10 protein-coding genes and 1 pseudogene are annotated in these 13,478 nt (G+C 74.2%); 2 read left to right on the plus strand and 9 right to left on the minus strand.

Annotated features, from left to right (window positions below; translation table 11 throughout):
- From E1287_RS37280 to E1287_RS37300, 5 genes and pseudogenes are all read right to left on the minus strand, one after another.
- Positions 1-297, minus strand: a pseudogene (locus E1287_RS37280) (FHA domain-containing protein); the annotation flags it as partial.
- 2 nt (positions 298-299) lie between these two features.
- The gene (locus E1287_RS37285; RefSeq protein ID WP_131969997.1) at positions 300-1,640 is read right to left on the minus strand and encodes a VWA domain-containing protein; all 1,341 of its coding nucleotides are present in this window, start codon (positions 1,638-1,640) and stop codon (positions 300-302) included.
- Positions 1,637-2,920, minus strand: coding sequence for a protein phosphatase 2C domain-containing protein (locus E1287_RS37290; RefSeq protein ID WP_243719703.1), 1,284 nt, complete (start codon positions 2,918-2,920; stop codon positions 1,637-1,639). Before E1287_RS37290 ends, E1287_RS37285 begins: the two co-directional genes overlap by 4 nt.
- Complete coding sequence (locus E1287_RS37295) at positions 2,917-5,400, minus strand: serine/threonine-protein kinase (RefSeq protein ID WP_131969999.1); 2,484 nt, start codon at positions 5,398-5,400, stop codon at positions 2,917-2,919. The genes E1287_RS37290 and E1287_RS37295 overlap by 4 nt, the downstream gene beginning before the upstream one ends.
- Entirely contained in the window at positions 5,397-6,602 is a 1,206-nt protein-coding gene (locus E1287_RS37300) for a hypothetical protein (RefSeq protein WP_131970000.1), read from the minus strand. The genes E1287_RS37295 and E1287_RS37300 overlap by 4 nt, the downstream gene beginning before the upstream one ends.
- A gap of 230 nt (positions 6,603-6,832) precedes the next feature.
- Here E1287_RS37300 and E1287_RS37305 point away from each other — a divergent pair, with 230 nt between their 5' ends.
- Positions 6,833-7,333 carry a WYL domain-containing protein gene (locus E1287_RS37305; protein ID WP_131970001.1) on the plus strand — a complete coding sequence of 167 codons (501 nt, stop codon included), beginning with the start codon at positions 6,833-6,835 and terminating at the stop codon, positions 7,331-7,333.
- A gap of 652 nt (positions 7,334-7,985) precedes the next feature.
- On the opposite strand, the gene E1287_RS37310 is transcribed toward E1287_RS37305, so the two are convergent.
- Both E1287_RS37310 and E1287_RS37315 read right to left on the minus strand, forming a co-directional pair.
- Positions 7,986-8,624 carry a class I SAM-dependent methyltransferase gene (locus tag E1287_RS37310; RefSeq protein WP_131970002.1) on the minus strand — a complete coding sequence of 213 codons (639 nt, stop codon included), beginning with the start codon at positions 8,622-8,624 and terminating at the stop codon, positions 7,986-7,988.
- A gap of 18 nt (positions 8,625-8,642) precedes the next feature.
- The gene (locus E1287_RS37315) at positions 8,643-9,773 is read right to left on the minus strand and encodes a glutamate--cysteine ligase (protein WP_243719704.1); all 1,131 of its coding nucleotides are present in this window, start codon (positions 9,771-9,773) and stop codon (positions 8,643-8,645) included.
- A gap of 117 nt (positions 9,774-9,890) precedes the next feature.
- Here E1287_RS37315 and E1287_RS37320 point away from each other — a divergent pair, with 117 nt between their 5' ends.
- Positions 9,891-10,934, plus strand: coding sequence for a dihydrodipicolinate reductase (locus E1287_RS37320; RefSeq protein ID WP_131970004.1), 1,044 nt, complete (start codon positions 9,891-9,893; stop codon positions 10,932-10,934).
- On the opposite strand, the gene E1287_RS37325 is transcribed toward E1287_RS37320, so the two are convergent.
- Positions 10,897-11,691 carry an alpha/beta hydrolase gene (locus E1287_RS37325; protein ID WP_131970005.1) on the minus strand — a complete coding sequence of 265 codons (795 nt, stop codon included), beginning with the start codon at positions 11,689-11,691 and terminating at the stop codon, positions 10,897-10,899. The genes E1287_RS37320 and E1287_RS37325 overlap by 38 nt on opposite strands.
- A 61-nt stretch (positions 11,692-11,752) precedes the next feature.
- Positions 11,753-13,369 (minus strand): PucR family transcriptional regulator ligand-binding domain-containing protein, encoded by a 1,617-nt coding sequence (locus E1287_RS37330; RefSeq protein ID WP_131970006.1) that lies wholly within the window; start codon positions 13,367-13,369, stop codon positions 11,753-11,755.
- Positions 13,370-13,478: the final 109 nt, after the last annotated feature.

The raw sequence follows: 13,478 nt of genomic DNA on the forward strand, positions 1-13,478 counted from the left end.
GGACGGGGTCGCGGGGGCGGTCCGCGGTGTCGGCTTGCCGCCGCCGGTGGCGAAGTCGTAGCCGCACGCCTCGCAGAAGCGGTCGCTGCCGGGCGTCCCGCAGTCGGGGCACGGCGTCGGACCGCCGCCCTGACCGCGTCCGACCTGCGGGGACTGCAGGGCCGCGGTGCTCTGCGGACCGGACGCGCCCGTGCCACCGCCGGACGGGGAGGCGGAGGAGGACGCTCCGATGCGCTCGCCGCAGACGTCGCAGTAGTCGGACGCCTGCGAGGTGTGTCCGTTGGGGCAGCTCGCCATGCTCAGCCCTCGCCCCGGCGGGTGGTGACGGTCTCGTCCTTGCGCGTCCGGACGGTCTTGCTGGAGCGGGTGTCGAGCTCCATCTCGTGGGCCTTGTCGACGTCGCGCCTCAGCCGGACGGTGCCGGTCGCCTCGTCGACGACGTCCACGACCCGGCGGAGCATCGAGGTGATCTCGTCGTTGCCGGCCTCGTTCGCCAGCACCACGGCCCGGCCGAGCCGTGCGGTCGCGGTGTCGAAGTCGCCTTCCTTGCGGGCCTGCAGCCCCTCCTGGATGGCGGTGGCGAGCTCGGCCTGCCCCGTGTAGTGCGCCACCCGCGCGTTGATCCTGGTGGACTGCGCCTCGTCGTCCGTCCACTGCGCCAGGACGTTCCCGCTCGCCAGGACCTGCGCCTCCTCGCCGGGCGCGCCCGGGACGACGAGCTTCACCCAGGCGGCGCGCAGCTCCTTCCCGACGTCGCCGGGCGGTACCTCCACGCAGACGTGGTAGTCGCGGCTCTCGGCGCCCCACGCGCCGAGCGGGTAGTCGCCGGCCTGCGGCCCGGCCTCGACGCGCTTGCCGGTCAGGTCCTCCACCGACGGGAGGACCTGCTTGACGAACCGCAGCGTCGCCGTCTGCGGCGTCCACACGCGCAGCGCGACGTCGGCGACGGACTTGCCCATCGCCGCCTCCGTCATCGCGCGGAAGTCGGCCTCCAGACCGGCCGGGTCGGCGACGATGTCGACGCTGCCGAGCAGCGCCGACGCGATCTTGCGCAGCTCGGCGACCTCCCAGTCGGTGCCGACGCCGCGGCAGTCGCACACGAACCGGCCGTCGCAGCGGAACAGGACGGCGTCGAGCTCCTCGGCCGTCTCGTGCTGGTTCTTGCCGTCGGTCAGCAGGATCGCGTGCCGGAGGCCGCCCTGCGCCTTGTCGAAGAGTTCGTCCGCGAGCCGCAGCCAGGAGCCGATCGCGGTGCCGCCGGACGCCTTCAGCTTGTTCAGCGCCACCTTGGCCTGCTCCCGGCTCTGCGGGCTCGCGGCGACCAGGCCGGGCTGCGCGGGGAAGACCATCTTCGCGGTGTTGGAGCCGGAGATCACGGCGAACTCGACGCCGTCGCGCAGCGTGTCGATCGCGACCTTCGCGGCCTTGACCGCCGCGCGCAGCTTCGTGTCGGGATAGGACATCGACCCGGAGGTGTCGATGATGATGACCTCGGACGCCTTGGTCGACGACGGGACCGCCGCGACGGCCCCCTCCGCGGCCGTCGCCTCCACGGACACGATGGCGTGCACCTCGCGGCCGCCCTCGGGCAGGAACTTGTTCTGGTCGATCTTGACGGTGAATTGCGGCTGCTCGCTCATCGGGGCTGCTCCGTGCTCTGCGTCGTGCTCTCGTGGATGCGGCTCTGCGGGGCGGCGGGGGACGGAAGCGGGATGACGGCGACCGTGATGTTGTCGCGGCCGCCCGCGTCGAGGGCGCGGCGGACCAGCGTCCGCGCGACGCCGAGCGGATCGGCCGCGGGATCGTGGCCAAGGCGGGGCGCGCCACTGCCCGCGCCGCCTGGGTCGGCCGGGTTGTCGGGGCTGGCGGCGAGGAGCGCCGCGAGGTCGCCTGCCGCCGGGAAGTAGTTCCACAGGCCGTCGCTGCAGACCAGCAGCGTGCCGGGCCCCACCGGACGGAACGACGCGACGTGCGGTCTGACCTCCCCGGCGTCCGCGCCGAGCCAGGCCGTGATGACGTGCGCGTTCGGATGCGCCTCTGCCTCCGCCTCGGTCAGCGAGCCCTCGGCGACCATGAACGCGGCCCACGAGTCGTCGTCGGTGAGGCGGCGGGACGGGCCGAGCTCCGCCATGTCGCCGGTGCTGACCTCCTCGTCCGGGACCTCCGCGCCAGGGCCTGGGGCTTCGCCTTCGCCGGGCTCGACGGCGCCGTCCGCCGACAGCCAGTACGCGCGGCTGTCGCCGATCCAGCCGACCGTGACCGCCGTGCCGCGCGTCACCGCGGACACGTAGGTGCACGACGGCGCGTCCGCCGGGGACGTGGCCAGCGCGGCGACGGCCGCGGCGGCCTTCAGCGCCGCGGCGCGGGTGGCCTCCTCGGGGTCATCGCCGGAGTCGAGGCGCGCCACCAGCTCGGCGGCGCCCGTCTCGGCGGCCGCGTGCGACGCGTCGTCGGGACGCTGCGACGAGCCGACGCCGTCCGACACGACGGCCGCGACCCCGGCGGAGTGGACGGCGATCGCGATCGCGTCCTCGTTGCGGCTGTAGCGGCGTCCGCGGTCGCTCGCGCCCGCCGCGACCACCGGCCGCGTCCCGTTCCCGGCCCCGCCTCCTGGCGCCGGGATCTCGATCTCGATGTGGTCGCGTTCGGCGGGTTGGCGCAGGCCGCAGGACTCGCAGTAGCCGTCCGCGTCGATCGCCGTCCCGGCGCAGCTCGTGCAGGGACCCGCGGACGCCGGACGGCGGGCCGGCTGCGAGCTCTGCTTGATCGTCGCGTCGGGGCGTCCGGGCGGTTCCGCGGGCGGGGCGTCGGACAGCCGGTGCCCGCACTCCTCGCAGAAGACCTCGCCCGCGTACACGATCTCGCCGCACGCCGGGCAGGACGGCTCCGCGGCCTTCGCCGCGTGCGCGTCGCCGGTCACAGCAGCGTCCTCGGGCGGACGGCGTTCGCGGAGTCGACGAGCCGCCGGCATTCGTCCCGGTCCCGGGTGCGGCGGGCCAGCTCCCGGTACGTCGCCTCCAGCAGGCGGCGCAGCTGCGGCTCCGCGAGCGGGGTGCCGAGGACGGAGCCGCCCCGCGCCCCGCCCGCCGCGCCCGGCCCGTCCAGGAGCCAGTCGAGCGCGGCCTCCAGCACCTCGGCGGCGAGGCGGTCACGGCGCTCGCCGTCCAGGTCGAGGGCGGTGAGGCGGTCGCCGGCCGCGACCAGCTCGGCCGCCGTGAGCTCCGCGGGCGCGCGCCCGCGGACCGCGGTCGCGACCGCGGCCACCTGCGCGGGCAGGTACCGGATCGAGATCTTCGGCACCGAATCCAGCGCGGCGACGGCGGCGGCCCGGTCGCCCGCCGCCAGATGGACGCGGGCCAGGCCGAACGCGGCGTTGATGTAGCTCTGGTCCGTGCGCCACACCATGTCGTACAGGCGGACGGCCTCGTGCGGCGCCGTCCGTTCACGGCAGTAGGCGAGTGCCAGCTTGGGCGCCGCCTCGCCCGGAAGCAGCCCGTACAGGTGGTCGAACCAGGGCTCGGCCTCGGCCACCCGGCCTTGCGCGAGGAGCCCGACGGCGCGGTACCAGTTGACCCGCCAGTCGCCGGGACGTTGGGTGTCGAGTTCGTCCAGCAGCGCCTGCGCCTCACCCGCCGCGCCCAGCTCGATCTGCACGCGGGCTAGCGCCAGCCTGACCTCGGGCGTGCGCTCGGGCGCGTTCTTCGCCGCCTCCACGACCTGCTCGGGCTCCAGCGCGCTGAGGCCCGAGACGAACCCGGCGGCGGGGTCGGACCCGTCCACCAGCGGCACCGGCAGCGCCGCGGCGGCCACGGCGGGCGAGACGGGCGGCAGCGCCGACTCGTCCGACTCGCCGCCCGCCATCCGGGTCGCGAACCGCTCCGGCCCGAACAGCCCGGACGGCGCCGGACGCGGCACGCCGTCCTCGGCCGCCAGCACCTCGCGCAGCACGCCGGTGAGCTGCTCGGCCATCTCCGCCGCGTCCTGGAACCGCTCCGCCGGGTCGTGGTGCGTCGCCCGGCGCAGGAAGCGGTCGAACGACTCGAACCGCTGCAGCACGGGGACCTGCGAGCGCTCCGGCAGCGAGGTCGTGAAGTTCCTGGTGAAGCCGCGGAACGGGAAGCTCAGCACGGCCAGCGCCCGCCCGACCGTGTACAGGTCGGACGAGACGGACGGCCCGTCGTCGGCGATCTCCGGCGCCTGGTAGCCGATCGTGCCGTAGATCGCGCCGCCGGGATCGTCCAGCCGCCGGACGCCGCCGAGGTCGATCAGCCGGAGCTGCTCCTCGGACTGGATCACGTTGTCCGGCTTGAAGTCGCAGTAGACCAGGCCCTGCGCGTGCAGGTACTCGAACGCGCGCAGCACCTCCAGCCCGTACGCGATGGCCTGCGCGAGCGGGAGGTGCTTCTCGCCGGACGGCTGCGGCTGCTGGAGGAGTATGTCCTTCAGCGACTGGCCGCCGACGTACTCCATGACGATGTAGCCGTCGCCGTCGTGCTGGACGAAGTTGTAGATCTTGACGATGTTGGGGTGCTCGACCTCGGCGAGGAACGCGCGCTCCGCCGCGGCGGCCGCCATCGCGTCCGCGTCGCCGCTGTCCAGCAGGCCCTTGAGGACGACCCAGCGGTCGCTGACGTTCCTGTCCTTGGCCAGGTAGATCCAGCCGAGGCCGCCGTGCGCGAGGCAGCCGAGCACGTCGTACTGCCCGCCGAGGAGGTCGCCCGGACGCAGCTTCGGCGTGAACGAGAACCTGGTCCCGCACTTCGGGCAGAACCCCTCGGTGCGGCCCGGCCGCCCGCTCCGTCCCCGTCCGACCGGCTCGTCGCAGTTGCTGCAGAAGCGCTTGCCCTCCGCGACCTCCGGGTTGCTCATCACCGCCGTGGACGGGTCCCGGTACGGGACGCGCGGCACCTCGACCAGCCCCGCGCCGAGCATGCCCCGGCGCGCTGACGACCGCGCCGACCCGGTGCGGGTGCTGCCCGTCCGCGTGCTCCCGACGGTGCCGCCCGTGCTCGTGCTGCCGGACGCTCCCGCCCGCGCGGTGAGGGTCGTGTGGGCGGGCGGGGAGCCGCACACGTCGCAGTAGCCGTCCATGATCGTCCCGGTGCAGCCCGGCATGCGGCACGCGTCGGGCGGCAGGGCGGCGGGCGTTCGCGGAGCCGGCACGCCGGGGCCGCTCACGGGGCTCGCCGGTGGGTTGCCGCAGATGTCGCAGTAGCCGTCCGAGATCGTCCCTGTGCAGCCGGGCTGCGCGCAGGCGTCCGGCGCGGACGGCGGACCGGACGAGCCGGACGGCGCGCCGGACGAGCCGGGCGGCGGACCGGACGAGGCGGCCGCGCCGCACCGGAGGCAGTATCCGCCGTCAATGGTCCCGGTACAGCCCGGCTCCGTGCACTGGCTCATCGTTCCACTCCCTTCGCCCGCGCGTTGATGGCCTGCTGGTATCCCGACAGAGTCACGGTCGCCTTTCGCAGATCGCAGGGGGACGTCCACAGCAGCTCGCGGGCCTGCTCGTAGATCCGTGCCAGCTCGGTGTCCTCGGCGTGGCCGAGTCTCGCAGCCTTCACGCGGTACCCCTCCAGCCGCCCGCGCAGCTCCTCGCGCCGGTCCAGCAGGCCGCGGATCACGCCCGAGGCCTCCCGCGCCCGTTCCAGCGCGTCGTTCGACGCCCGCTCCAATTCGGCGACCCGCGCCGCCAGGTCGTTCCAGCCCGCGCCCTGCGCCGGACGCGCCACCGCGGCGAGCCGGTCGGCCAGCGCGGCCGACGACTCGGGCAGATCGGGCAGCGTCGGCTTGACGATCTTGGCGAGGACCTCGTCGCGGACCCGGCGGGCCTCCTCCTCCGTCCCGCGCAACCGGTCCAGGACGGCGGCGACGGCGCGGAGCCGGTCGGCGAACCCGTCCCGCAGCCGCTCCGCCTCCTCCAGACCGCGGCGCACGTCGGCGAGGCCCGTCCGGATCGCGTCCAGCCGCCCGGTGTCGGCGCGGCCGTCCCGCGCCAGCGCCATCGGGTCGCTCCGCACGATGGCGGCGACGGCGGCGAGGTCCGCGCGGAGCCGGTCGAGCTCCGGCTCGGTCCCGCCGAGGGACTCCAGCAGCTCTTCCGCCGCCCGCCGCTCCGCCTCCACCTCGGCGAGCCGCGACAGCAGCGCCGACCAGACCGCGTCCAGCGCCGCGACCGTCCGCGCGGCCTCCTCGTACAGCGGCGTCATGCGCTCGACCGCGGCCCGCAGGGTCAGCTTCTCGCCGGACGGGACGGACAGCAGCGTCCGCCGCTCCAGCGGCACCTCCTCGACCGGAAGCTCCACTGACGGGCCCGCGAGCAGCCAGGTGAGCTCCTTCAGCTGCGTCTGCCCCGGCTTGGCATGACGCGCCCGCAGCTCCTCGGCGGCGCCGAGCACCCGTCCGTACACGTCGAACAGGGCCCACAGCGAGCGCAGGCCCGCCCGCACCTCGGACTGCACGCGCCGCGTCTCCCCGTCCAGCGCCGCCCCTTCCAGCAACTGGTAGCCCTGATGGGCCTCCAGTTCGAGCAGTGCGGCGCTTATGCGCTCCCGCTCGTCGCGGAGCCGCGCCAACGCGCGGTCCGCCTCGTCTCGGCTCATCGGGGGCCGGCCCACCCGCGCGTCACTCAACGCCGGTCCACGGTCGGCCCATGTTCGCCCCGATTCCCCCACATAGAGCACGTTTTGGTGCCCAAGTTTTCACCATCGAAGGTCGCCTTCTCAAGCGCGATGCCGATCATCGTCGTCCGCGGCGCCGAGGTGAGTCACGTGACGCGATCCGAGCGTCTCCGGCCCTCCAAAATGTCGGTGTTCGAACGTATGATCGAACCATGGCGAACGTTGCGACGCACCCTCAGTCCGCGCCCACCGCGACCGCCCCGCTCACCGCGGCGGAGATCGCCGCTCTCGCGCTCTCGCTCGCGCACCTCGGCGCCGGCCCGCAGGCCACCACCGCGCGCCGCGCCCTGCACACCCTCCTCGACGCCGCCCTCCACGACGACGTGGTCACCACCACGCTCGCCACCCTCACCAAGCCCCTCGACGCCTCCACCTCCGACCGCGCCCGCGTGATCGCCGCCGCCATCACCGAGCACCGCGTCGTCCGGCTCTGCTACGGCGACGCCGGCGCCAACGTCACGATCCGCGAGGTCGAGCCCGTCACCTGCCTCGTCCACCGCGACCACTGGTACCTCGTCGGCTGGTGCCGCATGCGCCGCGGCGTCCGCGCCTTCCGCTTCGACCGCATCCTCGCCGTCGAATCCACCGGCCTCCTAGCCCGCCCCCGCCGCGCCGACCGCTACCTCCCCTTCCAAAAGCGCAAGACCACCTAACACCCGCCAGCCCAGCAGACCCCTCCCAGCAACGACCCAGCCGACCCTCACGCCGCCGCGCACGCCCCACCGCGAATGCTCACGGCGGCGCGGCGTTCACCTGCGCCGCGGCCCCCTGCGCCCTGCGACGCAGGACGCGGTGTGGCCCCAGGGGACGCCTCTGGGACACGTCAGTGACGCAGGCGACCCTCATGCCGCCGTGCACGCCCCGCTGTGGACGTGCACGGCGGCGCGATGGTCACCTGCCCCGCGGCCCCCTGCGGCGCAAGACACGGTGTTGCTCCAGGGGGCGCCGCTGGGGCACGTCAGTGAGGCAGGCGATCCTGACACCGTCGTGCGCGCCTCGCTGTGGACGTGCGCGGCGGCGCGGCGGTCGCCTGCGCCCGCCGCCCTCTGCGCCCTGCGGCGCAAGGCACGGTGTCCCCCAGGGCGGCTCTGGGGCACGTCAGTGACGCTGGCGATCCTCACGGCGTTGCGGTCTGTCACGGATGTGTGCGGTGTGCTGGGACTTCGCGATACGGGCTGGCCGGTCCTTGTGTCACGGTGCAGGCGTGGAATAACCGTGGGAGTTGGCGTCGGGGCGGATGTGGTCGCATGGTCTGTGACTCGGCTGGGGCCTGGCCAAAGGTGTTGTTGTGGCTTGTCCAGGGGCCTATTTCATGTGGGTGTAGATGCTGTTGACGGCGGGCTGGCCTGTGTAGTTCGGGCCGGCGCGGTCGTCGGCGCCGAGGTAGTGGTAGGGGAGTTCGACCTTTTGGTGGCCGCGTAGGGAGATGCGGTGGCGGCGGGGGTCGTAGGCGAAGCCTGCTTGGCGCAGGGCGGTTGTGAGGCGGCGGCCGGGCGGGGTGCCGTCGGGGTGCCGGACGCTTCGCGTGTCGAAGTTGGCTATGAGCAGGCCGTTCTCTGTCAGCCATGAGGCGGCGCGGGTGAGCAGGCCGAGTTTGTCGCCGACGTAGTGGAGGCCGTGCACGCAGGTGATCAGGTCGGACGGGCCGTCCGGCTCCCAGGTCGCGACCGAGGCGGTGATCAGCCGCGAGGGGGCCGGGAGCGGGTCGGAGACGAAGGGGTCCACCAGGTCGACGCCTACGATCTCGGCGCCCTTCGGCAGGACGGCGGCGGCCTCGGTCAGGGCGCGGGCCGTCCCGCAGCACAGGTCGAGCCAGCGGCCGGCGCCGACCTCGGCGAGGACGTCGATGCCCAGTTCGCGGGCGTAGGAGGCAAGCGTGCGCTCGCGGTTCATGAGGTTGTTGGCGACGACCGGTGATCGTTCCAGGGCGGCGTCGTCCAGCATGGGGGGATTCTGGCAGGTTCAGACCGTGACGGTGCGCTGGACGGCGCCTGCGACGACGGCTCTGACGTCGCGGGTCCGGGAGTAGATGGCGCGCTGGAACTGGGCGCCGTTGCCGCGTTCGCGGAGGCCGTCCAGCATGCCGACGACCGCGTCGAGGTCGCCCGAGCGGTCCAGGGCCGGGGCCAGGTGGTCGAGGAGCGCGCCCACGACCTGCTGGGCGGGGGCGGCGCGGCGGGTGGACGGATGGACGAGGTCGTCCCGCAGCCCCGACCGTCCGGCCCGCCACATCGCCAGCCGCATCAGGTCGGCCCGCACCGGGTCGGGCGGGTCGCCGTCGCGCCAGGCCGCGGCGGCGGTGTCGACCAGCGCCCGGACGAGCGCGGCCAGCAGCACGGCGTCGTCGGCGTCCAGGCACACGTCCGGGACGCGGATCTCCACGGTCGGGTAGTGCCGCGACAGGCGCGCGTCGAAGTAGATCATGCCCTCGTCGAGGAGCGCGCCGGTGGCGAGCAGCGCCTCGACCGTCGTCCGGTACGCCTTGGCGGAGCCGAACAGCTCCGTCGGGCCGCTCGACGGCCAGCGTCCCCACACCTCGTGCCGCCAGCTGTCGTAGCCGGTGTCCGTGCCCTGCCAGAACGGCGAGTTCGCGCTCAGGGCCAGCAGCGGCGGCAGCCACGGCCGGATCCGGTCGAGGACGGCGACGCCCTCGTCCGGGGACTCGACGCCGACGTGGACGTGGCAGCCGCAGGTGAGCTGGTCGTCCATCGCGGGCCCGTAGGCGACCAGCATCCGCTGGTAGCGGTGCGACGGCGTCAGCGACGGGCGGACGGCGACCGGCGACGTCGCGAGCGCCGCGACCGAGACGCCGACCCCGGCGGCCGACTGCGCGGCCGCCAGCCGCGCCGATCTGACGTGCTCGGAGATCTCCGCGAGCGACGTGCAGACGGGGGTGGCCGTCTCCAGCTGCTCGCGCTGCAGCTCGGTCTCCAGCGGCTTGGATCGCCGCCCGCCGGTGAGGAACAGCTCGTCGTGCCGCCGGGCGTACCGGATGACGGAACCGGAGACCGCCTGCGGCACCCCGGAGGCCGGATCGACGAGGAGCAGCTCCTCCTCAACCCCGAACGTGCGCGGACCTGTGCGAAGTGTCACCAGATGGTTGTGCCCCTCCGTGCACCGATGTACGTCCCCCGAGGGGCTCGTCCTGGCCGGAACGCCCTGCTTAGAATGCGCGCACTTGACCGAACGCTTGGTCAGAAATGAGGTGGTATGTCGTACCTTGTCGGCCATTGGGCCACCGGGCATCTCGGCAGGCAGTCACTGCGGGCGATCATCGAGCACCCGGATCTCGAACTCGTCGGCGTCGTGGTCGGCGACCATCGCGAGGCCGGGCTGGACGCCGCCGAGTTGGCCGGGACCGGCCGCCGGACCGGCGTGCTCGCCACCGCGGACCCGGCGCGGCTGCTCGCCCTCCGGCCGCACGTGATCAGCCACACGGCCTGCGGCCGGGGCCGGGTCGTGGACGAGGTGTGCCGCATCCTGGAGTCCGGCGCCGGGGTGGTGACGAACGCGCTGCCGCCGAAGCCGTCCGCCGACCCGGCCGCCGCCCGGCGCCTGCGCGCGGCGTGCGCCACCGGCGGCGCCGCCTGCCTCGCCACCGGCCCCGGCCCCATGACCGACATGCTCCCGCTGCTGCTCAGCGGCGCGAGCCTGCATCTCGACGGCATCAAGATCACCGAAGTCATGTGCTATGCCCGCCGCGCGGAGGTCCGCGAGTTCGGCTTCGGCGGGCCGATCGGGCACCGGCCGCCGGTCGTGCGGCCGGGCGTGCCGACGCTGATGTGGGGGCCGATGATCCGCCTCATCGCCGATCAGCTGGCCGTCCCGCTGGACGACTTCGACGAGACCTACGAGCTGTGCCCGGCGCCCGAGTCGTTCGACGTCCCCGCCGGGCGGATCGCCAAGGGCACCACGGCGGGCCTGCGGTTCCAGGTGTCGGGCATGCTCGGGGGACGTCCCGTGATCACCGTCGAGCACGTGGCCCGCCTGCGCGAGGACCTCGCCCCGCACTGGCCCGCGCCGCCGTTCGGCGAGCCCGGCGGCCACCGCGTCGAGATCGCCGGCGAGCCGCCGTGGCGGCTGGACGTCGCCAGCCCCGGCGCCGCCGACCCGTCCGTCCCCGGGACGCTCGCGACCGCGCTGCGCCTGGTCAACGCCATCCCCGCGGTCGCCGAGGCCCGGCCGGGACTGCACACCCCGCTGACCCTGCCGCCGTTCACCGGCCGCCGGCGCCTCCGCCGAGCCACGCGCTGAGCAGCGCGCCCGTCTCGTCCAGGCGGTCGATGTAGAGCATGTGTCCGGCCTCGATCTCGCTGATGGCGAGGTCCGGCCCGAGCGCCGTCCGGCAGTCCACGACGAACTCGGGGCGCACCAGGTCGGCCTGCGTCGCGATCACCAGATGGGTGGGGACGCCCGCGGGCGGCGGGACGTGCGGCCGCGCCATCTCCGAGTACGCGGCCACGATCGCGGCCGGCTCGTACCGCCAGCGCAGCCGTCCGTCCGCGCCGTGCTGGAGGTGCTCGGTGATCTCGTCGTCGAGCGTCTCGTCCGATGCCGCCGGCCACCGTGCCCGGCGCGCCGCCCGCGCCTCCGCGACGTCGCCGAACGACACCGGTGTCATGTGCCCGCGCGCCTCCTCGGCCGCCTTGGCGGGGTCGAGCCCGATGGCCGGGTCGAGCAGGACGAGCCGCCGCACCCGCCGCGGCGCGGCCCGCGCCAGATGCAGCGCGATCATCCCGCCGTAGGAGTGCCCGACGAGGTCGGCCTGGTCGACGCCCTCCAGGTCGAGCATGGCGAGGAGGTCGGCGACGTGCTGCTCGACCGTCCACGGCGGCTCGTGCGGCGAGCGCCCGTGCCCGCGCAGGTCGGGCGCGATGACCGGCCGGTCGGCCAGGTACCGCTCGGCGGTCCGGCGCCAGCGCGCTCCGTGGCCCGCGATCCCGTGCAGCATGACGACCGGATCGCCCGCTGTATCCCCATACCGATGCACATGCACAGCCGCGTCCGTCATGCACCGAAGCGTAAACGCGGGGACCCTCGTCGCGGGCCGTCTTTCGCCGGATGGCGCCTGGTCAGGAACGTTCCCAGCGGACGGAACTCAGCGCCAGAAGGGCGACGTGGAAGGAGACGCACGACTCCACGTCATCGAGGTCGGCGTCCAGAACGCGTTCGATCCGGCGGAGCCGCTCGTAGAAGGCGGGACGGGACAGATGGGCCTGCTGGGCGGCGACGGCCTTGTTGCGGCCCGATTCGAGGTAGAGCTCCAGGATGCGGGTGAGGTCGCTGCCGCGCTGGGCGTCGTACTCCAGGAGCGGTCCAAGCTCGCGTTCGACGAAGGTCTGGACGCGGGCGTCGTCGCGCAGGAGGTGGAGGAGGCCGCGGAGGCGCAGGTCGGGGAGGCGGTAGAAGAGGCGGGCGCCGGCCCCGCGGGCGGCGACGTCGGCGACCTGCTCGGCCTCCAGGAACGAGCGGCGGACGTCGCGGATCGTCTCGACCACGGACCCGGCCGCCATGACGGTGTCGCCGGACTGCTTGCGGATGCGGGTGGCGACCTCGGTGAGGGCGGTCTCCACGTCGGCGCGGGCGGGCAGGGACGCGAGGACGCCGACGCGGGCGTGCGGGCCGCCCTCGTCAAGGACGCCGACCAGCGCGGCGAGCCGGGCGTCCTTGCAGGCGGCGGCGGCCGTCTCGGCGAGCGCGTTCAGCTCCCCGACGGGCGGGGCGGACGTCGCGGGGCCGCGGTGGCGGAGCACGACGCCGAGCAGCCGGCGGCCCGACAGCGGCACGCCGAGGGCGCGGGCCCTGGCGGCGGCCTCCTGCGGGTCGGAGTAGGCGTGCGCGAGGATGCGGGCGATGATCGTCCCGTGTGCCTGGCGCTCGACGCTCTCGGCGTGCCGGTCGAGGAGGCGGCCGAGGGCGAGGGTGGTGGCGGCCCGCTCGATCAGCACGGTGTCGCGCGCGGACGGCGGCGCGCCGAGGTCGATGATGAGGCGCCCCCAGTCCTCGCCGCGGGCGCCGACCATCGTGACCAGCCAGCCGGACGACTCGTCGTAGCCCGTGCGGCGGCCCGGACGGACCGCCCGCGACCGCGTCTCCCACGCCGACAGCAGCTCGGACGGGTCGGCGCCGTTCGCGTCCGCGGCGAGGACCTGGTGGGCGAGGTTCTCCAGGACGACCGGATGCCCGCCCAGCGACGCGACCTGCCGGACGACCTCGTCCGTGGACGCGCCCTCGACCGACAGCTGCGTGAAGATCTCGTGGAGCTGCTCGGAGGCCCGCAGCTCGGCGAACTGGTCCTGGACGATGCGCGCGTGCACCGACTCGGTGATGTCCACGAACGCTGGCTCGTGCGCCAGGACGATCACGGGCAGCCCATGGTCCTCGGCGGCGCTGATCAGCGCGGGCGGCAGGACGGACAGGTAGCGGCGGCCCAGCTCGATCATCAGCCCGCTCACCCCGACCTCGGCGAGTTCGCTGATGTAGGTGCGGAGGCGGTCGGGCTCGTCCGGCAGCGCGATCCCGGTGGTGAGGACGAGCTCGCCGCCGTGCAGCAGGTGCGCGATGTCGGTGACCTCGGCGACGTGCACCCAGCGGACCCGGTTGCCGGTCCGGTCCGCGCCCGCGACGACGTGCGGCTGGCCGCGGCGTACCGCGTCGAGCTGGAGGACGTCGTCGAGAGTGGGCAGCATCACCCGCGATCCTATCCGGACAGGGTGTCAACGGTGATGATCACACGGTTACAGCCTGTCACCGTCCTCCAGCCCCCACCCCTGTCTCTTACAAACATCTGACGTTGTT

The sequence above is a fragment of the Actinomadura sp. KC06 genome (assembly GCF_004348735.1).
Taxonomy (GTDB): domain Bacteria; phylum Actinomycetota; class Actinomycetes; order Streptosporangiales; family Streptosporangiaceae; genus Spirillospora.

Excerpts from the sequence above, each read along its gene's own strand:
- E1287_RS37285 (WP_131969997.1), bottom strand. The coding sequence starts at position 1,640 with ATGAGCGAGCAGCCGCAATTCACCGTCAAGATCGACCAGAACAAGTTC.
- E1287_RS37295 (WP_131969999.1), bottom strand. The coding sequence starts at position 5,400 with ATGAGCCAGTGCACGGAGCCGGGCTGTACCGGGACCATTGACGGCGGA.
- E1287_RS37300 (WP_131970000.1), bottom strand. The coding sequence starts at position 6,602 with ATGAGCCGAGACGAGGCGGACCGCGCGTTGGCGCGGCTCCGCGACGAG.
- E1287_RS37305 (WP_131970001.1), top strand. The coding sequence starts at position 6,833 with ATGGCGAACGTTGCGACGCACCCTCAGTCCGCGCCCACCGCGACCGCC.
- E1287_RS37310 (WP_131970002.1), bottom strand. The coding sequence starts at position 8,624 with ATGCTGGACGACGCCGCCCTGGAACGATCACCGGTCGTCGCCAACAAC.
- E1287_RS37320 (WP_131970004.1), top strand. The coding sequence starts at position 9,891 with ATGTCGTACCTTGTCGGCCATTGGGCCACCGGGCATCTCGGCAGGCAG.
- E1287_RS37325 (WP_131970005.1), bottom strand. The coding sequence starts at position 11,691 with ATGACGGACGCGGCTGTGCATGTGCATCGGTATGGGGATACAGCGGGC.
- E1287_RS37330 (WP_131970006.1), bottom strand. The coding sequence starts at position 13,369 with ATGCTGCCCACTCTCGACGACGTCCTCCAGCTCGACGCGGTACGCCGC.